The sequence below is a fragment of the Aquimarina gracilis genome (assembly GCF_035285365.1).
Taxonomy (GTDB): domain Bacteria; phylum Bacteroidota; class Bacteroidia; order Flavobacteriales; family Flavobacteriaceae; genus Aquimarina; species Aquimarina gracilis.
The window spans coordinates 637,837-662,239 of record NZ_JAYKLX010000002.1 but is presented as its reverse complement, the minus strand read 5'-3'; the positions used below and the strand labels follow the sequence as shown (position 1 = coordinate 662,239).

Annotated in this window: 6 protein-coding genes; all 6 read left to right on the top strand. The window is 32.0% G+C overall.

Annotated elements, in window-relative coordinates:
* The first annotated feature begins 31 nt into the window (after positions 1 to 31).
* The 6 genes from U6A24_RS05785 (at position 32) to U6A24_RS05760 (ending at position 24,400) form a co-directional block, all read left to right on the top strand.
* On the top strand, positions 32 to 14,338 hold the full coding sequence (locus U6A24_RS05785; RefSeq protein ID WP_324178984.1) for a non-ribosomal peptide synthetase: 14,307 nt from the start codon (positions 32 to 34) through the stop codon (positions 14,336 to 14,338).
* Positions 14,339 to 14,350: 12 nt separating this feature from the next.
* Positions 14,351 to 18,214: a beta-ketoacyl synthase N-terminal-like domain-containing protein gene (locus U6A24_RS05780; protein WP_324178983.1), complete on the top strand. Its 3,864-nt coding sequence runs from the start codon at positions 14,351 to 14,353 to the stop codon at positions 18,212 to 18,214.
* A 266-nt stretch (positions 18,215 to 18,480) separates the two neighbouring features.
* Positions 18,481 to 19,422, top strand: a complete 942-nt coding sequence (locus U6A24_RS05775; RefSeq protein WP_324178982.1) for a TauD/TfdA family dioxygenase — start codon at positions 18,481 to 18,483, stop codon at positions 19,420 to 19,422.
* A gap of 136 nt (positions 19,423 to 19,558) precedes the next feature.
* The gene (locus U6A24_RS05770) at positions 19,559 to 21,961 is read left to right on the top strand and encodes an outer membrane beta-barrel protein (protein ID WP_324178981.1); all 2,403 of its coding nucleotides are present in this window, start codon (positions 19,559 to 19,561) and stop codon (positions 21,959 to 21,961) included.
* 36 nt (positions 21,962 to 21,997) lie between these two features.
* Entirely contained in the window at positions 21,998 to 22,723 is a 726-nt protein-coding gene (locus U6A24_RS05765; RefSeq protein WP_324178980.1) for a thioesterase II family protein, read from the top strand.
* A 42-nt stretch (positions 22,724 to 22,765) separates the two neighbouring features.
* Positions 22,766 to 24,400 (top strand): cyclic peptide export ABC transporter, encoded by a 1,635-nt coding sequence (locus tag U6A24_RS05760; protein WP_324178979.1) that lies wholly within the window; start codon positions 22,766 to 22,768, stop codon positions 24,398 to 24,400.
* The last annotated feature ends 3 nt before the right edge of the window (positions 24,401 to 24,403 follow it).

The window sequence follows — 24,403 nt, the reverse complement described above, 5'->3', positions numbered from 1 at the left end:
TTTCAAATAAAGCTAATCACATAACTTCAAAATGAAAACATTTCTGTCTAAGCTTATTAAAGAAAACATTCATATAAGCCTTAATGAAGGAGAATTATCTGTGAAAATTCCAAATAAAGGAGTTAATCCAGCTATTATACAAGAAATTAAATCTAGGAAAGAAGATTTGATTTTATATTTAAGTAACCTTAAAAAGAATGGTGATAAGGTCTATTCCAACATTGATAATGTACCTGAGAATGAGCATTATTTAATTTCAAATTCACAACAGCGTTTATGGATATTAAATCAATTTGAAGATCAGGCCAGGGCGTATAATATATTCACTCAAATTGAATTAAAGGGGAACTATAATATTTCTCTTTTTGAAAGGGCTATCTTTTCACTTATAGAACGACATGAAATATTACGCACTGTATTTAAAGAGGTTGAATCTGGCGAAGTGAGACAGTTCGTTTTAACACAGGAAGAGTTTAATTTTGAAGTTGATTTCAAAGATTTTAGGAATGAGGAGGATCCCGTAAAAGAATATCAATTGTATATTGATCATGATTCTTACCAACCATTTGATCTTAAGTGCGGTCCTTTGTTAAGAGTAGCATTGCTTCACGTTGAAGATGATAAGTATATTTTTCACTTTAACATGCATCATATTATAAGCGATGGATGGTCTTTAGATATTCTGCTTCGAGATATGATGAGTTATTACAGGGCCTATGAAGCAGGAACTCCTGTTAATGTTCCTCCACTAAGAGTCCAGTATAAGGATTACTCTGCTTGGCAATTTAATCAATTAACAAAGCCTGAATATCAAGAGCATAAAAAATATTGGGTAGATAAGTTATCGGGTGAAATTCCAAAAATTGATTTACCATCGTACAAGAAACGACCTAATTTTCAGACAAGTAATGGTCGATACTTAAGTACTTTTCTATCTAGTGATTTAAGTAAAAAGATGTATGATTTTATTCAAAATCATCAAGGAAGTTTATTTATGTTAACGCTTTCCGCAGTAAATGTTCTTTTGCATAAGTATACGCATAATACAGACATATTAATCGGAAGTCAGGTTGCAGGGAGATCACATCCGGACTTAGAAGATCAAATAGGGTTTTATGTTAATGTATTAGCTATTAGAAACACAATAAGTCCAAATGATAGTTTTGTGAAGTTTTACAATAGAGTTAAAGAAAACACTTTGGAAGATTTCGAACATGAGGAATATCCTTATGATGAAATCATCGAAGCGCTAGAATTGAATTATGATCCTAGTCGAACTTCTTTGTATGATGTTTCCCTAACCTTTCATGAAAGTAATATCAATAACAGCGACACTTCGATAATGACTAACCCAGGTGTTATTGAAGATCGAGGATTTGTTGCAAATAAGAATGATATTGAATTTCATTTTATGCCATTGGGCGATGTTATTTCGTTCGAAATAATATTTAACAATGATATATATGACGCTGATATGATGAAGGGTTTGATGAACCATTTCCAGATGATACTTGAAGAGGTAATGAATTCTCCTGATTTATCAATGTCCAACCTTGACTACCTGAACGAGAAAGAAAAAAATCAGTTATTTAATAATTTCAATAAAACTTCTATAAATTATAATGAAGCGATAAATGAGATCGTTTATACGCCAGTAATTGATTTGTTTAAAAGTCAGGTCTTTAAAGCTCCAAATGTTGAAGCGATAAATTATGAAGGAGTATCTTTTAACTATGAGGTCTTAGATGATTACTCAGATAGATTGGCCTGGTACTTAAAAGATAATTGTGGCCTTGGTAAAGGTGATTTGGTTGGCATTTTACAAGATCGATCTGAAAAAATGATTATTTCTATTTTGGCAATCCTAAAAGCGGGAGGAGCTTACGTTCCTATTGATCCTACTTATCCAAAAGACCGAAAATCATATATAATAGAGGATACAGGAATAAATATTTTACTTACCCAAAAAGCTTTTGAAAAGGATCTGAAGTGCTACTCTGGTTTAATATTTAAAGTTGATGATCAATTAGACAAATTAGAAAAAAAGATATTTAATGCAATTCCGGTTGAAAAAACTGATTTAGCTTATATTATTTACACATCAGGTTCTACAGGAAAACCAAAAGGCTGCATGCTATCTCATGGTAATTTATCCAATTACATCCAATGGTCAAACAATTATTACTTTAATGATGATATTGGCGATTTTGGACTATTTACATCATTGTCTTTTGATTTAACCATTACGAGTATTTTTTGTGTGTTAACTCGGGGAAAAAGCTTAAAAATTTACTCACAAGATGATGAGTTGTCAAATGTTTTAATAGATAGCTTTGATGAGTCTAATAATATCAACACTATTAAACTTACTCCCTCCCATATTAGTTTGCTCGAGCAACTCGATATTGAATCTTCAAATATACAATGTGTCATAGTTGGAGGAGAAGAAGTGAATCTGGATCATGTTCGAACGCTTAAAAATATTAATCCATCTATTCGTGTCTTTAATGAATATGGACCTACAGAAACAACTGTAGGCTGCATTGTTTCAGAATTAAAGTTAGATCAACAGGTCGTAATAGGAAAGCCTATTTCTGGTGTGAAAGTCTTTATTTTGGGGGCTTCTTTGGAACTATTACCAATAGGAGTACAAGGAGAGATTTGTATTTCGGGACTAGGTGTTGGTCTTGGATATCTCAATAATTCAGAATTGAGTGCAGAAAAATTTATTCCCAATCCTTTCTTAAAAGGAGAGTTTATGTATCGAACTGGAGATATCGGAAGGTGGTTAAAAGATGGTACTATAGAGTTTTTTGGAAGAAAGGATAGTCAAGTGAAAATTCGAGGATATAGAATAGAACTAGGGGAAATAGAGAATACTTTATCTGAAAGAGAAGAAATCAAAACCGCTGTAGTTATTGCCAAAGAAGATTCTTTAGGAAATAAAGATCTGGTAGCTTATTATACCTCTTCAAAAGATTTAATGGTTTCTGACCTAAGAAGCTATTTACAAGATTTTTTACCCTCTTATATGATTCCAAATTATTTTATTGCTATTGATGAGGTACCCTTGACAACCAATGGGAAAATTAATTATAAAGCTTTACCTGATTATAGAAACTTGGAGTTGGATTCAGAATCAAGGTATGTCCCTCCACGAAATGAAATAGAGAAGAAAATAGTAACAATTTGGCAAAATGTCTTAGAGCGAAATCAAATAGGGGTCAATGATGATTTTTTTAATTTAGGAGGACATAGCCTGAAAGGAATTAAGTTAACAAATGAATATCATAAGGCATTTAATGTTAAGCTTTCTATTAAAGACATTTTTTCAAATACTTCATTAGCGTCTCATGTAGCTTTAATCTCTTCTCTTGATAAAAATGAACATTTTATTATACCTGTAGCTCCTGTTGCTAACAACTATCCAATTTCAGACGCACAACGTAGATTATGGGTTCTTAGCCAAATAGAAGAAGCCTCTGTATCATACAATATGCCTAACTCATTCAACTTAAAAGATGTTCAGGACTTAGAAAGCCTTAAAAGATCAATACTTAGTGTTTTAGAACGTCATGAGATTTTGCGTACTGTTTTTAAAGAAGATTCTGATGGAAAGGTATATCAGGTAGTTTTAGAATTATCAGAACTTGGTTTTGATATTGGATATAAGAATTTCACCAAAGACAAAAACCCTTGGAAATCCACACAGGACTTCATTAAAAAGGATTCTTACCTGCCATTTGACTTAGAAAAAGGGCCTCTTTTACGGGTGGTTTTATTACAGGTAACTGATTCAGAATATGTGCTTTATTATAATATGCATCATATTATAAGTGATGGTTGGTCTATGAATGTTTTATTGCGTGATATATCGTCATTTTATGAACATTATTCTGAAAACAAATCGCTACAACTTTCAGAATTAAGAATACAATACAAAGATTTTAGTTCATGGCAACTAGCTCAACTAGACACTTATCAATACAAAATTCACAGAGATTATTGGTTAGAAAAGCTCTCTGGAGATTTGGAGATTCTTAATTTACCCACATATAAACAACGCCCTTTGCTAAAAACTTACAATGGTAGGATGGTGCAAACTTTTTTTAGCAAAAAGGATACACTAGCTATACGGAATTATGCTGCACAAAAAGAAGGGACCGTGTTTATGTTTTTATTATCTCTATTAAAAGTATTGTTTTACAGATATACTGGCCAAGAAGATATAGTAATTACGAGTTCGGTAGCCGGTCGAGATCATTCAGATTTGGAAGATCAAATAGGTTTTTATATTAATACTATAGCATTAAGAAATAAAATTAATGGTGGTATTTCTTTCGATCAGTTCTATCAGAATGTAAAAGAAAATTTATTAGAAGCTTATACACACCAAATGTATCCTTTTGATAGGTTATGTGATGAGCTGAAGATAAATGAAAATACTGCAAGGAATCCATTATTGGATATAAGAGTAGTACTGCAAAATGTTGGAGAGGTTGATGAAACATTAGAAATGTCCACAACAGAAATAGAAGTGATAAAGGATTGTGGGAGTGCCATGTCCAAATTCGATATGCTATTTATTTTTGAAGAGGTCGGAGATCATTTATCATTAAGTTTAACATATAATACAGATATATATGATCATTTGATGATAGAAAAATTTTTGGAGCATTATCAAGAATTGACTAGAAAGATTCTTGAAAAGAGTGAAACAAAAATTGAAGATTTTGATTACTTATCTGATGTTGATAGTTCGTATTTGGATTCTATGGTTTTAGATTCTGTAGTAGGGGATTTAACTGTTTTAGATTTGTTTAGGAGTCAGGTTAGCACGTCGCCAGATGCTTTAGCGATAGTTTCTTCTGATGGCTCTTTTACGTATAAAGAGATTGATGATCGTTCAGATCGACTAGCCCAATATTTGGTTGATCATTATGATGTAGAGTCAGATGATTTAATAGGTATTTTAATGCCTGTTTCTAGTTGGTCGATCATTTCGATTATGGCAATTCTTAAATCAGGAGGTTGTTATGTTCCTATAGATTCTGATATGCCCGATGAGCGTATACGATACATTATAGAAGACACCAATATCAAGGCTTTATGTTCTATATCGGGAGCTATTGATTCTTCCAAGGATTATCAGGTTGATATTTTGAATGTTGATTTGTTATGGGATATGGTAAAGGATTTAGAATTTGCTTCTACATTGCCGGTTGCTTATCCCAAAGATCTAGCCTATGTTATTTACACATCGGGATCTACGGGTCATCCTAAGGGTGTAATGGTAACCCACGGTAATTTGTCAGATTACATTATTGGTCTTTATACTCATACCTCAATTAAATCGAGTAGCAGTTTTGCATTAATGTCCAATATAGCGACAGATCTTGGGAATACTGTTTTGTATGGCTCTTTATTGTCAGGGGGTGTTTTACATTTACCATCCAAGGATTTGCTACGGGATGTAGAAGGGATGCATTCTTATTTTAAGCAGCATAGTATAGATTGCATAAAGATTGTACCGGCTCATTGGAACGCTTTATCAAAAGGCGATGAGTTATTGCTGCCAAACCGTATGATTATTTTTGGTGGTGATAGGCTATCGGTTGAATATGTTGATAAGATTAGGACTCAGAAAGGTGATGTTGAATTGTTGAATCATTATGGACCTACAGAGACTACCATAGGGAAGTTATTAATTTCATTAGCGGAAGATAATTCTTATACTTCGATTCCTATAGGTAAGCCATTTTCATCGACTTCGATCTATGTTGTTGACAAACAATTGAAGTTATGTCCCAAGGGTGTTCCTGGTGAGTTGTTGATTGGCGGGACAGGAGTATCTCGAGGTTATCTTAACAATGCCGAGTTAACCCAGCGTCATTTTATAGAGAATCCATTTAAAGAAGGGGCGGGTAAGGTTTACCGCACAGGAGATCTGGTACGAATGTTACCCGATGAAACTATCGAGTTTATTGGAAGAATCGATAACCAAGTAAAGATAAAAGGTAATCGAGTAGAGCTAGGAGAGATAGAAAATTTATTATTATCAAAAGATGAAATAGATGCAGTAATTGTTATAGCAAAGGAATCAACTTTGGGAGATAAAGATTTGGTGGCATATTATAAAGCCAGTGGACCTTTGGATGTTTCAGAATTAAGATCTTATTTAAAAGATCGATTACCTACTTTTATGATTCCGGGTTATTTTGTGTATTTAGAAGAATTCCCTTTAACATCTAATGGAAAAGTTAATAAAAAGTTATTACCAGACCCTGAATTACAACTATCAAATGAAGTAGAATATGCCTTACCTCGTAATGCAGAAGATCAGATTCTTGTAGATGTCTGGAAGTCGGTATTAAAGCGTGACAGGATTAGTATTTACGATAACTTTTATGATTTAGGAGGGGATTCAATAAAGAGTATATTAATAGTTTCGAGGTTAAAACAAAAAGGATATGCATTAAAAGTATCTGATTTAATGCAAACACCTCAATTGTCTCATTTATCTAAAAAGCTAACTCAAATTACTCATGTTGTTAGTCAAATAACGGTAGATGGTGAAGTTTTGCTAAGCCCGATTCAAAAAATGTTTCTGACTACGGATTCGTTCTCAGATAAATCTTATTATAATCAATCAGTAATGCTCGATAGTACGTTACCGATAGATTCCATCATATTAGACAAAAGCTTACAGTTTTTGGTGAAACATCATGATGCCCTAAGGATGACTTTTAGGAAAGAGGGAGGTGCATGGCGCCAAGAAAACAAAGGATTAGATCATAAATCTTATTCATTGGATATTCATGATTTATCAAAATTGAATGATTACCAATCTGAAATGAATTCGTTATGTAATTCTGTTCAATCAAGTATCAACTTAGAAGATGGACCTTTATTTAAGGTTGCACTATTTAGGCTTAAAGACAAGGATTGTCTTTTATTGGTGATACATCACCTAGTAATTGATGGGGTATCGTGGAGGATATTATTAGAAGATTTGGGTCATGTTTATAATGATTTAGAAAAGCAAAAAGATATTGTTTTACCTAAGAAAACGGATTCATTTCAAAAATGGACAAATACACTCGATAAATATGCCTCAAGTAGTACTTTGACCAAGGAGAAAAAATATTGGAAAGATATTATTTCAACAAATACAACACCTCTTTACAAATCTCAAAAACAAAGATTAGATGTTAGTACGGGAGAAGTGAGAAGTACACATTTCACTTTAGCAAATGAAACTGTAGAGCTTTTACAAACAAAAACGCATCGTGTATATAACACAGAAATTAATGATATACTATTGACAGGTTTAGGAATAGGTATCCAGAAAATATTTGGTGCTAATAATGTGATCATTGACTTAGAAGGTCATGGGCGTGAAAGTATATCTGATGATGTTGATATAAACAGAACAATCGGCTGGTTTACTAGTTTGTCCCCTTTTTCTTTAGAGATTAGTGATAATTTAGATTTTAGAACATCTTTAGTTGAAGTTAAAGAAGCATTAAGAAAAATCCCAAATAAAGGAATTGGGTATGGAATTCTTAAGTATCTAAAAGAAGATTTTGAAAGAGAATGTAACTCTAGTGTTGTATTCAATTATTTGGGGGATTTTGGAGGAACAGTAAATCAAAAAAATAAAGATAAGGAAGGAGCTTTCACATATTCTGAAGAGTATAAAGGAGTAGAATCTTCAAATCTAAATAATCGATTGGATAAAAGGATTGGGGTTTCAGGAATGCTTATCAATGGAGCCCTGCAGATGTATATTACATATAATGAATCGGTTTATGAAGAAAAGCAGATTTTGGATTTGGCTGATGCCTATAAAAATGCATTAGAAACCATTATTAAAGAGTTAAGTAAAGAAGATAAGTCTTATTTAACCCCATATGACTTAACACACAAAAAGTTATCTATATCAGAACTTTCTGTACTTAATCAGAATAATAATATTGAAGATGTATACAAATTATCTCCTTTACAAGAAGGGATTTATTATCATTGGATTTCGAGTTTAGATAAAGCTACCTATTGTTCTCAACGTAGTTATAGGTTGCACATGCCTGGAGTTACAATAGATCATATCCACCAAAGTTACGAGCTCTTGATTAACCGTCATTCCATTTTAAGAACAAGTTTTATTAATGATTCAGATAGTTTATTGCAGATAGTAAGAAAAGAGGTAAGCAAAACATACGTATACAAAGATATATCTGATTTATCATCTGCAGAATCAAGAGAACTTTTCATATTAGATTTTAAAGAAAAAGATAGAGAACGTGGTTTTGAAATTAAACAAGATTCTTTAATAAGATTAACTGTATTGGATTTAGGAAAAGACAACTATGAGTTTGTATGGAACAACCATCATATAATAATGGATGGATGGTGTGGTAGTATTTTAATAAATGAATTCTATTTAATACTCAAATCTCTACAATCTAATCAACCAATATCACTTTCAGAAGTTGTTCCTTATTCAAATTATATACAATGGTTAGAACAAATAGATAGGGTAGCAAGTAAATCATACTGGAAAGATTATTTAAGTGATTATTCGATAAAAGCTGTTTTACCTTTTGAAAAAATTGGAGAAAGCACTTCTAAATATCTTGCAAAACAACAAGTTTTAAAGATTCAAGGGGATGATTTATCTAATTTTAGAAACATATGCTCCCAAAACAAGATAACCGAAAACTCTTTTATACAAAGCGTTTGGGGATATTTATTATCTAAATATAATAATACAGACGATGTAGTATTTGGATCTGTTGTATCGGGTAGACCAAGTGATATTAACGGAATAGAAGATATGGTTGGATTGTTTATAAATACAATTCCGGTTCGAATTCGTTACAATCAAGAGATGTCGGTATTAGACTTAATTAATCAAGTACATAATGCATCAATTTCAAGCTTAGATCATCATTATTTGAATTTATCCGAGGTCCAATCTGAAAGTCAATTGGGTATGGATTTATTAGATCATATTTTGGTATTTGAGAACTATGCAATTAATGAGCTTGACACCGATTCAGATTTAGGAAATAATAGCGAAGAGGTTTCTATACTATCCGCTCAACACGAAACCAATACCCATTATGATTTTGATATTCTTGTCGTTCCTAATAAGGAAAGTATTGATGTGAAATTTCAGTATAATGGTAATTTGTATAAGGAAGAAGATGTAATTAAAATAAAAACACATTTTGAAAATGTTTTAACTGGTTTTAGTAAGGATCCATCAATATTACTTAAAGAAGTTTCATACATTGAAAAATCGGAAAAATTAAGAATACTTAATGATTTTAATGATACCCATGTATCCTACGAAAAAAATAAAACTATTCTGGATTTATTCGAAGATCTGGTTAAGAAGCATTCAAATGAAATAGCCGTAACCTTCGAAAATGTAAAACTCTCATATAAAGAATTAAATGATTATACGAATGCGTTTGCAAGTTACCTTAAGAAAAAAAACAATGTTAAGCCTAAGGATTTAATTGCGATTAAACTGGATCGTAGCGAATGGATGATTATAAGTATTCTTGGAATTCTAAAAGCTGAGGGGGCTTATCTTCCGCTGGATACTAGTTACCCTAAAGAACGCCTACAATACATCGAAGAAGATAGTAGATACAAAGTATGTATTGATAAAAAATTCATTTCAGATTTTAAATCAGAAAAGGATACCTATAGTAAGGAAAAATTGAAAACAAGATCTAAAGGGTCAAACCCGGCTTATGCTATTTACACATCAGGATCTACTGGAAAACCCAAAGGAGTTATTAACTCTCATTCTGGTTTATACAATAGATTATTATGGATGCGAGACGATTTAGGAATTAATGAAAAGGATGTAATCTTACAAAAAACCCCTTATACCTTTGATGTTTCTGTTTGGGAGTTATTAATACCATGTATTACAGCATGCAATTTGGTATTTGCAAAACCTGGGGGTCATAAGAGTCCAGAATATCTTCAGCAATTAATAAAAGATGCAAAAGTTTCTATTGTACATTTTGTACCTTCTATGTTAGGAATCTTTTTAGAAAATCTAGAACCCGAAAATTGTAAGAGTTTACGTCATGTGATTTGTAGCGGAGAAGCACTGCCAAGTAATATGGTGGAATTGTTTAAGCAAAAATTACCATGGGTGCAAATACACAATTTATATGGTCCAACTGAAGCGGCAATAGATGTGACTGCAGTAGATTTAACCAAAGTCGACACAAAACAGCTAGGAGTAAGTATAGGTAAACCCGTTGCCAATACTAAAATTTATATAGTAGACAAACATTTATCTCATCAATCCATAGGAATTCCTGGAGAGTTATTAATAGAAGGAGTTCAGGTAGCGCAGGGTTATCTTAATCGTCCAGATTTAAATGCAGAAAAGTTTATCAAGAGCCCATTTACAAAGGGAAATTATGTTTATCGAACTGGGGACTTAGCAAAATGGCTTCCGAATGGAGAAATATCTTATGTCGGTAGAATAGATAATCAAGTGAAAATACGAGGAAATCGAATAGAACTAGGAGAAATTGAATCAAAGATTTTGTCTTCTGGATATGTCGATAATGTAGTAGTATTGGTCAAAGAGCGTGAGAATTCTCATAAACATTTGGTAGGTTATGTTGTTTCTAATCAGAGTTACACAGAAGATAACTTGTACAACTATTTGAAAGCTAGTTTGCCAGATTATATGGTGCCAAGTCGAATTGTGGTCTTAGAAGAGTTTCCATTATTAATTAACGGTAAAATTGATCGTAAATCCTTATCTGAAATTGAGGATGATTCTAATACATTAGATCAGCATCATTTGGCTCCTCGCAATGAACTTGAAAAATCTTTGGCTAATATATGGGAAGAAGTACTAAGTATTGAGTCTATTGGAGTATTCGATAATTTTTTCAGAATAGGAGGTGATTCTATTTTGTCAATACGTGTAATTAGTAAGATTAACAAAAAGTACAAAACTTCCCTTACAATTCCTGAATTGTACGAGTTTAATACTATCGATAAGCTATCTGCATTGATACAAGAAGGAAAAGCTTTATTCGAAGAAAAGAAAAATGCAATAAATAATATCAAAGACAATATTGAAATTCTTAAAAGAACAGTTTTAGAAGATATTGATAATGCTCAAGATATTGAGGACATCTATCCTATGAGTGATATTCAAAAAGGAATGGTCATTTTATCTGCATTGGATCCCGGAGCAGGAGTATATCATGATCAATTCGTTTTTCAAATCCCCTCAGTTGATATTGATTTATTCAAAGAAGCTTTTTCAAAATTAGTATGGAAACATGAAACTTTAAGAACTCAATTTGATTTGTACACTTATCAAAGGGCGGTACAAATTGTAAAAAAGGAAGCTAGTTTTACTATTCATCATGAAGATATTCGAGCTCTTGAAATTAAAGAACAAGAAGAACATATTGGAGGTTATATGATAACCGAGAGAAATATGCCTTTTAAGGTGAATTCCGAATTCCTTTGGCGTATTGCTTTGTTCAAAATAAGTAATACCGATAGTATATTTTTATTTCAGTTCCACCATGCAATACTAGACGGCTGGAGTGTGGCATCATTAAATGCCGAATTATTTAGCGTATATAAACAATTAGAAAAACAATCTTCTTTTAAAATTGATAAGCTAAAAGTAAGATATAGAGATGCCGTAATAGAAGAACTTTATGATAAAAATAATATTGAATCTATTAATTTTTGGAAGGAAGAGCTAAACGATTATAAAAGATTAGATATATTCAATAATAAGCAGGAAGACCAAAAAATTACTAGAACCTATGATTTTGATTTCAAGTATAAATTAGAGTCCAAATGCAAAGAAGATGGGGTGTCTATGAAAGCTGCTATCTATGGGGCATTTGTTTATGCTTTAAATACTATTAATTATGAAGATGATTTTGTAATAGGAGTAGTTTCCAATAATAGGCCACCAATTGAGGACGGAGAAAAGTTGCTAGGATGTTTTTTAAACACGGTTCCAGTAAGAAATCATCTTGAACACGTTTTGACCTTATCATTATCCGATTATTTTAAAGAAATAGAAAATAACCTCATTAAAGTAAAGAAAAATGAAAGGTTGACTTTATACGAAATTTCTAAAATCCTGGACGAGAAATCTGCAGGAAACTCTCCTTTTTTTGATGTTATGTTTAACTACGTTAATTTTCACGTTTATAACTCAATTGAACCGATAACCAATGAAAGTAAAGAACAATCATTAGAAGGAGAAACAATAAATAAAGACTCTTTTTTATTGACAAATACTTCGTTTGATTTTACGGCAGACGCACTAGGTAATTCATTAAACTTCAAATACAAGCTAAGAAGGGAACTCAAGAATAATATAAGACTTGAGGATATTCATAAATGTGTAGAATCTATATTATTAAACTATTTGGAAGATTCGGATTTGATCATAAATGATGTCGATTACTTATCTGATATTGATAGTTCGTATTTGGATTCTATAGTTTTAGATTCTGAAGTGGATTTAACTGTTTTAGATTTGTTTAGGGATCAGGTTCTCATGTCGCCAGATGCTTTAGCGCTAGTTTCTTCTGAAGGCTCTTTTACGTATAAAGAGGTTGATGATCGTTCAGATCGACTAGCTCAATATTTGGTTGATCATTATGATGTAGAGTCAGATGATTTAATAGGTATTTTAATGCCTGTTTCTAGTTGGTCGATCATTTCAATTTTGGCAATTCTAAAATCAGGAGGTTGTTATGTTCCTATAGATTCTGATATGCCCGATGAGCGTATACGATACATTATAGAAGATACCAATATCAAAGCTTTATGTTCTATATCGGGAGCTATTGATTCTTCCAAGGATTATCAGGTTGATATTTTGGATGTTGATTTGTTATGGGATACGATAAAGGATTTAGAATTTGGTTCTACATTGCCGGTTGCTCATGCCAAAGATCTAGCCTATGTTATTTATACATCGGGATCTACGGGTCATCCCAAAGGAGTAATGGTAACCCATGGTAATTTATCAGATTATATTAGAGGTCTTTATGCTCATACTACACTTACTTCGAGTAGGAGTTTTGCATTGATGTCCAATATAGCGACAGATCTTGGGAATACTGTTTTGTATGGATCTTTATTGTCAGGGGGTGTTTTACATTTACCATCCAAGGATTTGCTACGGGATGTAGAAGGGATGCATTCTTATTTTAAGCAGCATAGTATAGATTGCATAAAGATTGTACCGGCTCATTGGAACGCTTTATCAAAAGGCGATGAGTTATTGCTGCCAAACCGTATGATTATTTTTGGTGGTGATAGGCTATCGGTTGAATATGTTGATAAGATTAGGACTCAGAAAGGTGATGTTGAATTGTTGAATCATTATGGACCTACAGAGACTACTGTAGGGAAGTTATTAATTTCATTAGAAGATAATAATTCTTACACTTCGATTCCTATAGGTAAGCCATTTTCATCGACTTCGATTTATGTAGTAGACAAGCAATTGAAGTTATGTCCCAAGGGTGTTCCTGGTGAGTTGTTGATTGGAGGAGCAGGAGTATCTCGAGGTTATCTTAACAATGTTGAGTTGACCCAGCGTCATTTTATAGAGAATCCATTTAAAGAAGGGGTGGGTAAGGTTTACCGCACAGGAGATCTAGTACGAATGTTACCCGATGAGACTATCGAGTTTATTGGAAGAATCGATAACCAAGTAAAGCTTCGTGGTTTTAGAATAGAATTAGGAGAAATAGAGTCCAAGATTCAAGCTTCTGAAGTAGTAGAAAATGTATTGGTTATGATAAAGACTACTGAAAGTGGAAGGAAATACCTTATAGCATATGTGGTCCCAAAAGAAGAGTATTCATTCGATTCATTATACAATTATCTATCGGTTCATCTACCAGAATATATGATACCCGGTAAAATTATACCATTAGATGAGTTCCCTTTAACACCTAATGGGAAGATTAATAGAAAAGCATTGATTAATTTGGAAATTGAGAAGGATACCCTTGAGCATTTTGTTGAACCCAGAAATGAGATAGAAGAATCTTTAATGCAGATTTGGGAAGGCATACTAGAACATCAAAGTTTCGGGGTTCAGGATAATTTTTTCAGAATCGGAGGAGATTCTCTGCTAGTGGTAAAACTCAAACATGAGCTTGGGAAAATTTATGATAAACCCATAAATATTGTGGATTTGTTTAATAATACTACCATCGAAGAACAAGCGAACCTATTTCTTAGAATAGAAGAATTAGAAGAAGTATCAGAGATTGATGAAATTAAATTCTAAAAAAGTGAGAGTATGAAAAATTCTATAGCTATTATTGGTTTATCTTTTGATCTGCCTAACATCAAGAATTGGAAAGATTTACAAGATTCGCTTGTAAATAAAGAATCTTTTATCACCAGAATGCCTGACCATCGCTTAGGGGAAATTCGTGAAGCATTTGGTATCAAAGAGATGGCCGTTGGTGGATATATTAATGAAATCGACAAGTTTGATAACGAATATTTTGGAATTACAGAGCGAGAATCACTAAGAACATTTCCAGAGCATCGTCTTTTTTTAACCAATGCAATAAAGGCCTTTTATAATGCGGGGTATTCTGAAACATCATTAAAAGGATCAAAGACAGGTATTTTTTTTAATGCCGCAGAATCTGCTTATCCTAATTATGCAAGTGTTTCAGACGTTTCATTTAATCATTTTGATTTTGTACGAGCGATTGAAGGAACCAAATTGGCAAAGTATTTAGATACCAGAGGTCCAGTCGTATCTATCGATACTTCATGCTCCTCTTCCTTGGTTGCTATTAATGCTGCTCGACAAAGTCTAGAGAATAATGAATGTGATTTGGCCCTGGTTGGAGGTGTAAAGATACTTTCATTAACTGAAGAAATTACACGTACCAATGTAGTGCACTCTCAAAAAGGTGAATGTAAACCTTTTGATCAAGAAGCCGATGGAATGGTAAATGGCGAAGGAGCTATATTTTTTGTTCTAAAGAAATACGATCAAGCAGTTAAAGATGGAGATTCAATTTTAGGTGAAATAAAGGGAATTGCTGTAAATCATGGAGGAGATAGAATATCCAGTTTAACCGCTCCAAGCTCTGATGCACAAAAAGAAGTAATCTTACAAGCCTGGAAAAATGCAGATATAGAATATAGTGATATAAAATACATAGAAGCCCATGGCACTGGTACAATTTTGGGCGATCCCATAGAGGTAGAAGGGTTAAAGCAAGCATTATCCACATTGAACCCTTCATTTCATGATTCAGACATAGCCATGAGCTCTTTTAAGGGACAAATAGGGCATTTGGATTATTTGAGTGGTCTAGCCGGATTGCTTAGAATGGTAGTTGCATTAAATTCTAAAATAATTCCGGTTCAACCCAATTTCAAGAAGTTAAACGAATTTTTCAATCTAAAAGATACAGGTATTTATGTTCCTGCAAACCCCAAAGAGTGGAACAGTCATAAAGAAAATAGAGTAGGTGGTGTGAGTAGTTTTGGAATGACAGGAACCAATGTACATGTTGTAGTATCTAAAAAGGATTGCTATAATGAAGACTTGTATAAAAACAAAGAGTGTAACTATTTGCAAATCAGTCAAAAAAATATTGAGAAATTAAGAAGTTTTAAGAAATATTTGTCTGAAAAAATTAGCAATCTAAATACTATTGACGAAGTAAAAAAACTATGCCAAAGACTCAATAAGGTCTATGAGACTAATCAGTACAATGAGGCTATCGTGTACACCTCGAAAGAAGTACTTATTGATTCTCTAAAATTAGATAAAACAAAATCTGTATATAAAAAAATATTTTTACTATTGGATCTTGATGTTTTAAGTTATTCAAGAGAATTTATTAAAGATATATTTTCTGAAAACTTGTTTATAAAAGAACAATGGGATATACATGTTTCAAAAGAAATTGATGAAATAAAAAATCAAGATACTTTAAACATTCTATTTCAATATTCTTTGTACAAGTATTTGATAAACAAATTGGGATCTAAAGTGAAATTCATCACTCCAAAAAAAGATAGTATTCTAAATAGTTTAGTAAAATCAAATGTTACAGTAGAAGAATTGCTCGCAAAACCGATAAATGTTAATGATTGGCACGCAGATTTTGATGAAGACTCGTTCAAGAAGTATTTAGAAGAGAAACTTACTTCTGAAGAAATAATCATATTAGACTTTTCAAAAAAAGAATCTTTCAGATTTGATAATCTTAATGTAAAACTACAGCTTATAAAGGGTTCATTACAGGATAAAAATAGATACGCAATATACTCAAATATTGTAGAATTAGGAGAAAATCCTCTCAAAGTGGGTTCTAATCCAATATACCATGGCATAGAATTACCTCACTTTAAGTCTAAACGTTTTTGGCCAAGTATTACCAAAAACCATACTACATTCGATAAAACCAAAATTGATAATATAAAAATAGATGATATTAAAAGTAGTATTGGTAAAGTCTGGTCGTTTATATTGGAAACAGAGGATTTTACTTATGAAGACGATTTTTTTGATATTGGAGGGACTTCTCTTGCGGCATTAGATATGATAGATGAACTTGAAAAAAGATTCAATGGCGTCAAAATTTCATATGAAGAAATGTATTCATATTCAACTGTTTCAAAACTTGCAGAAAAGATTTCTTTACAAATACATCAGGAAGCAAAAGACTTAACTGGAGAACAGAATGAAGAAAAAAGTTTAAGCCAAAATGAAGTCAAAAAAATTATTAAAGATGTTTGGATATCCATTCTTGAAACAGATGCTTTTCAAGATGAAGACGATTTTTTCGATATTGGAGGGACTTCACTTTCGGCATTAGATATGATAGACGAGTTAGGAAAGAAAGTTAAAGGTCTAAATATATCATACGAAGAAATCTATTCGTATTCTACCATTTCTAAGCTTGTGCAAAAGATAATACCACAAACAAACATTAATTTGGTTTCTGAAAATGGGGCAAGTAAAAAAATCGATTCAAAATTACGCAACAAGCAGTATAAAGGACTAATTGATCGCATAAAAACCGAAAGTTTCACAAAAAGTATTCCTAATAAGATATTAATTACTGGAGGCACAGGGCTTTTAGGGAAAGCAGTTATAGATTATCTCATAGACAATACAGAAGCGGATCTTTACTGTTTAGTTCGAAAAAAAGATTATGATGTTGCCGAAAACAGATTTTGGTCAATTTATGGAGAACATAAATACACCAAGAATAAAGACCGAATTACTGTTGTTGAAGGAGATTTATATAATGAAAATTTAGGCATAACTCATGTTGATCAATCTCTTGAGGATGTTGAAATGATATTTCATATCGCTGGTTCTCCAGAATTTATAAGTAAAAAAAGTAAAAAGGATCATATTAACTTCATTGGAACCAAGAATATAGTTGATTGGGCAAATGAGCATGAAATTAAAAAGCTTAGCTTCATCTCTACTGTAGGTGTAGTTGGTAGCAACATGCCAAAAGAGGTTAAAAATTTTTATGAAACAGATACAGACCTTGGACAACAGAATGGTAAGCAATTAATCCATGGAGCATCAAAACTTGAGGCTGAAAAATATATCAATAATGCGTATAAGTTCTCAAGTAAAATTTTTAGAATTTCAAATATTGGAGGAAGATTTGAAGATGGTCACTTTGCTACAGATCTTAATAAAAACCTAATGTGGTTAAGACTGAAATCATTGTCCAAATTGAAATATTATAATGAAAAAATTCTGGATGATTATTCTAATATTAGTTTTATACCTGTAGACATACTCTCGGCATTAATTTCTGAGATTTCATTTGTCGATGTAAATTGTCTTAAAATTTATCATTTAAAATCAAAAAGACCATTTTCAAATCGCGAGATTTTTGAGGCTTTAAGAACTACTGGATTTAAACCAGAATCTGTTTCATACGAGAATTTTATAAAATACATTAATGAAAATAGTAATGAATTGAGTTTCCATAGTGTAGCACAGAAAGAAAATTATTTTATCTTTAATGATTCAGCTACCAACCAAATTGTCTCGACATTACAACTAGATCATATTAAAAGTTTCGATAGAGAGACTTATCTCAAGAAGCTGTTGAATGCTAATTTAAAGCCTACTAATATACATTATGATATAGGTTAAAGAGTAATAATGATCTTTATAACGGTATAAGCTATTGTCTAAAGTGTTCCGGACTCAAAATTATCCGAAAGAATTCTCAAAAAACCACTATTTAACTTGCTAAATACCTGATTATTCTAGGCGAGATACTTCTTTGTAATAAAAATAAATGTTAGGCAAAAAAGGAGATGCCAAAATTAAATCGATACCCTCCTACTTATTTGTTGTGTTAGTTAAATAACCTGTAAAGGTAAATCTAAGTACTCTTAAACATTAAAAATAGTAAAATGAAAACAAAATTAAGTCTTCCATTCTTGTGGAATTCAGAATCTACTGAATTAACATCGTTGCCAGAGCTATTACAAACTGAAAAATCAAAGATTAAAAGTATGCTTGTTGATAACGGAGCGATACTTTTCAAGTCCTATAACATTGATAACGCAGAAAAATTAGAAGCCTGTGTAAATGCTTTTTCGGGGAACTCAATGGATTATATAGATGGGAATTCGCCACGCACAAAATTGCATGGAAAAGTATATACGTCGACAGAGCATCCGCCAGAAGAATTTATTTCATTACATAATGAACTTTCATATGGCAGTCAATGGCCAAATTACTTGTTCTTTTGTTGTGTTGTTCCTGCATTAAAAGGTGGGAGTACAGCTGTGGCGGATAGTAGAGCCATATTGTCAGATCTTTCCGAGAATACAAGAATGGCATTCAAAGAAAAAGGAGTAGAATATATAAGAAATCTTCATGGCGGATTTGGGGCTGGGCCTTCTTGGCAAGATACTTTTGAAACCGATAGTGAAAAAGATGTAGAGAACTACTGTAAACTAAATGACATTCAATTCGAATGGAAAGAAAACAATGCTTTACGTCTCATACAAAAAAGAAAGGCTATTATAGAACATCCCAATTCAAAGGAAGAAGTATGGTTTAACCAAGCCGATCAATTCCATCCTAGTACCAATTCACCGGAAGTTTATGAGGCATTAATGGAAATATATGAAGGTGACCCCAAGAGTATGCCGCAATATGCAACTTTTGGTGACGGAAATGAAATTCCATTAGATATGCTTGAAGAAATTCGATCCGTTTCAGAAAAAAATATGATAGTATTTGAATGGGAAAAAGGAGATTTAATGTTAGTAGATAACATTAACACTGCTCATGGAAGAACCCCATTCGAAGGACCAAGAAAAATTTTGGTTTCAATGTCATCTTAAATAGCACAACCATTTTAAATAAATATTTAACTGCTGTCAATCTTATTTTTAAAATCATTCTATGTATTATTTGAAAATGATTAAGAGGTACTCGGGGGAATTCATTGTAAATAGGATTAGCAAAAACCTAATAAAAATGAACAAAATTTTAAAAGTTATTGTACTCTCTTTATGTTTAACTCTTTCCTATGTAACTTCAACTGCGCAATCCATTGAAACTATTTCTGGAAATGTAGTTAATTCTAAAAGTGAAGTCCTTTTGGGAAATGCAATTCTATTGTCTTCCAAAGATTCTACTGTAATTACGGGAACAAGTTTTTTTGCAGGAAAATTTGATCTGGTAAATCTAAACGAAAAGAAAGCAATATTGAAACTTACATCTCTGGAATTTCAGGATAAGTTTATAGATATTGAATACATAGATAACAGCAATATTGATTTAGGGAATATAGTAGTAACTGAAGCACAATACGAATTGGAAGAGGTAGCGATAGTTTCAAAGAGTTCATTGGTAAAAGAAAAGCCAGATGGTTCTGTAGAGGTTAAAGTGGCAAATACTACTTTGGCCACTAGTACTTCTGTAAATGAAATACTAAGTAAATCTCCAAGTATCGTAGTCAACGAAGATAACGAGATAGGAGTTTTTGGTAAGGGAAATGCTATAATATTCATTAATGGAATTAGGGTTGCAAATGAACGTTTATCTACCCTTTCCCCATCAAACATTGAAAAGATCGAGATTATAGGGAATCCTGGGCCGCGTTATGATGCAGAAGGAAATGCAGTAATAAATATCATAACCAAGCGAAACATTGACGAAGGTTCAAAAGGGGCTATAAAAAACTATTACAGTTATACAGATTTTGCAGGATATCAAAATAGAACCAATATTGATTATAACTATGCGAAAGGAAAATGGTCCTTCAATAGTAACTATGGTTTAATTGTTGGGAAAGATAGACAAATTCTCGAAACGACAAGATCTAGAAATGAAGTAGGAGATGTTTTTAACTCTGATATCGAAACAGATTGGCAATATGATTATGAAAATTTATCTAATTATGGTTTGGGGATTCAATATAATTTCTCTAATGAAAGTTATATCTCTGTACAGTATACCGGAGGGTATGAAGAACTGGGAGGAGGGCTCACAAGTGACAATACAATTACCGATGTTGAAGTAGGTATCTATACAAGTGATTTATTACAAGATGATGTTACATTAAAGAATACAATCAACGCAAATTATTATTCCAAAATTGACACCTTGGGTTCGAATCTTTTTATCGGTAGTCAATATGCATCATACAATAATGATTTTGATAACAATATTAATGAGTCCAATATCATTTCAGGGATTGAAAATAATGCTAGAATTAATAATGTGGGAGAAAATAACATAGACATTTTTAGTGCGCAGTTAGATTATACCAAAATGTTTAAAAATGATTATGCTTTGGAAATGGGTATAAAGTATGGGTATGTCAATATAAATTCGAATACTACTTTTTTTGATATTGATAATGAAGGAAACTTAATACTTGATGAGCAATTATCTAGCAATTTTGATTATGACGAAAGAGTTCCTGCAGGATACATAAATTTTAAAGGAACTATCAAAAAAGGGATGAATTATAGCTTGGGAATGAGAACAGAGTTTACAGACTACACCTTGTTTAGTAGTGTTGACGGAGGGGTAATTGTAGAAGATGATTACATCAATTTTTTTCCCAATGCGTCCTTTAGCGCCAAATTATCGGATAAGGCAAGCACTTATCTAACATACTCTTCAAGAATAAAAAGGCCTCCTTATAATCGATTAAACCCTTTTGTAGTATATCAAGACGTTTTTACATCAATTCGAGGGAACCCTGATCTTCAGCCGTCTATTGTACACGCAATCGAATTAGGGGGTACATATAAAAAATGGAGTTTAAAATTAGGGTATAATTATACAAAAGATCCTATATATGGAGGGGCATTTCAATCTCAAGAGAATCCAAGTGAGTACATTTTACAAAGGGCTAATTTAAGTAGAGAACATTCATACTTTGCTTCGTTGTCAAAAAACATCAATTTAAAGTGGTGGAGATCTATAAATACTGCGAGTATAAGTATTAATGATCTTATAGAGGATGAAGGGGTTTTTCAAGTCAGTGGTGATATAGAACCTTATTTTTATCTCTATTCTCAAAATAGTTTTGATGTGAAAGACTGGTTTACAATTTATCTTACTGCATGGTACTTGGGGGATAAACGAGATGGAATATATCTAAGAAAAGACCAATCGTCTGTAAACATGGGACTTGAGAAAAAATTGTTTAACAATACCGTTACGTGTAATATAGATTTCAACGATATTTTTAATGAATACAGAGCCGATGGTGAATATAGAGTTGGGATTACTGATGTGACATATGCAAATACATACAACGCCAATTATTTCAGATTTTCTGTATCCTACAATTTCGGGAATTTGAAAAAATCTAAGTACAAGAATAAGGATGTAGGTAAATCTGAAACCAGAAGAGCCCAATAGTATCGTACATCATAACTTAAATTAAACAAAAAATATATGCAGCTATTCTTACTCCACTTTGCGGGTGGAAATTGTTATTCTTATGATTTTTTAAGAAATGATCTTAAAAGTAAAATAGATTTTTACGCTTTAGAACTACCAGGAAGGGGAAAAAGATATAAAGAAAATCTTCTCTTGAGTAAGGAAGATGCAATTATGGATTATGTCAAACAGATTAAAAACCTTAGGAATAAGACGCCTTATATAATTTTTGGACATAGTATGGGGGCAATTCTTGGTTTTTCGGTTGCAAATCATATGGAGAAAGAAGGAGATCCCCCAGTGTCATTAGTAGTTTCCGGCCACTCAGGCCCACGTATAAAGGAAAAAGACCAAGAAGAAGATAATACAAAGAAAAAGAAATATCATTTAATGAATGATCGTGATTTTAAGGAGAGATTAAGAAAAATGGGAGGGATGCCTGATGAAATTCTTGAAAATAGTGAATTGTATAATTTTTTTGCTCCAGTTTTGAGAGCAGATTTTGCCATACTGGAAAAAGGAAAATCTCCTGAGAATAAAGTTAAAATTGATAGTTCTATTTATGCAATTATGGGTGATCAGGAAAAAAATGTCGAAAACATAGAAAATTGGAAGGAATTTACAAAGAGTGGTTTCAGGAGCCAGATTTTAAAAGGCAATCATTTTTTTATTAATAATCACTCAAAAAAAATAGCCAATATTATTACGAACTGTTTTGAACAAGTCTTGACTAATCAATAACCAACTGCTTGAGTCCATCATCAGTAAAATACACCAAATACAATGCTAAAATTAAAACCCAAAAACATAATCCTTTTGTTGTTATATGCTATTCCAAATACAGTATTAAGTTTTGGTATAATCTATATAATTAATAACGTTTTGGCTGGAAATGAAAGCTTTTTAAAAGATTATATGGCAATAGTTTTTTTATCTTTTATTGGCTACACATATTTATTGAATATTATATTTCAAAAAGGATTAAATAAATATGCATTTAATCTATTGTACAGAAATGAGAAAAATCTATTTGATCAAATCTTAAAGGCACCTTTGGGAATTATTGAAAAATATGGCACTCAAAGGTTTTATACAGCTATGGAAGATTTAAGAGTATTCTCAAACTTACCATATACCGTTACGCACACTATTAGTTCTTTGCTAATGTTGATATTAGGAATTGTCTACATGTTCACATTATCGACAATATCTGCAGGTATTGTGCTTGCCCTTATACTCATGGTTGCTGTGTGCTATTTTATTGTAATGAATTCAATGTCAAAACAGGTAAGTACGCTTCGCAAGTTTAATGAGTATTATTATAAGTATGTCGATGATTTGATTATGGGATTTAAAGAGTTAAAATTAAGTGCGGTTAAGAGACAGAATATCATGAAAAAATTTTTGGAACCAAATCGAGATAAATCCGAAAAACTAGATTTCAAAATTAATTATGTCTTTTTATCTATTAATATGATAAGTCAATATGGCTTATATGCTGTTATTGCAGCAGTTTTGTTTGGACTACCAGCATTGGGATTTTTACAAAGAGAAGATGTTATAGCATATGTAGTGGTTATTCTTTTTATTTCTGGGCCAATAAACAATTTAGTGAACCTACAACAAGTATATACCCGGTTTATGGTTGCAAATAAAAGAATAAAGACGTTTATGAAAGATTTTCAAAATGATGATCAAGAAGTTGTTGCTCTAAATAATAAAGATCATCAATTTCTTTCCATTGAATTCAAAAACATGGGATTTGAATACGGAAATGATGTAGAAAACTCTTTTGAGTTGGGGCCGATTGATCTTTCGATTCGTAAAGGAGAAGTTATATTTATTGTAGGGGGTAATGGATCGGGTAAAAGTACATTTATCAATGTGTTAACAGGATTGTATAAACCTTCAACAGGAAATGTTATCATAAACAATGATGCCAATTTAACAATCAAAGATGATCTTCAAGATTCGATGACTTCTATTTTTACCAACAATCATATTTTTTCCAATAATTATGATGATTATACCGTAGAAAATAATAGTGAGTATAAGAAACTATTAGAAACTATGCAGTTGGATAATGTTGTAACCGATGACAAAGAAGAATCAGCAAGAAGAAAATTTTCTAAAGGTCAAAGTAAACGAATGTCTATGATTTTTGCTCTTCTTGAGAAAAAGCCAATTTTAATATTGGATGAATGGGCAGCAGATCAGGATCCTCATTTTAGAAAATATTTTTATGAAGATTTAATACCAAGATTACGAGAAGAAGGAAAAACTATTATTGCCGTAACTCACGATGATGCCTATTTTCATTGCGCAGATAGAATTATAAAGTTTGATTATGGAAAAATCGTAAAAGATGTTTCTGTGATTGATAATAGAGAAGAGCTAGCCGAAAATCTTTGGGCATAATCA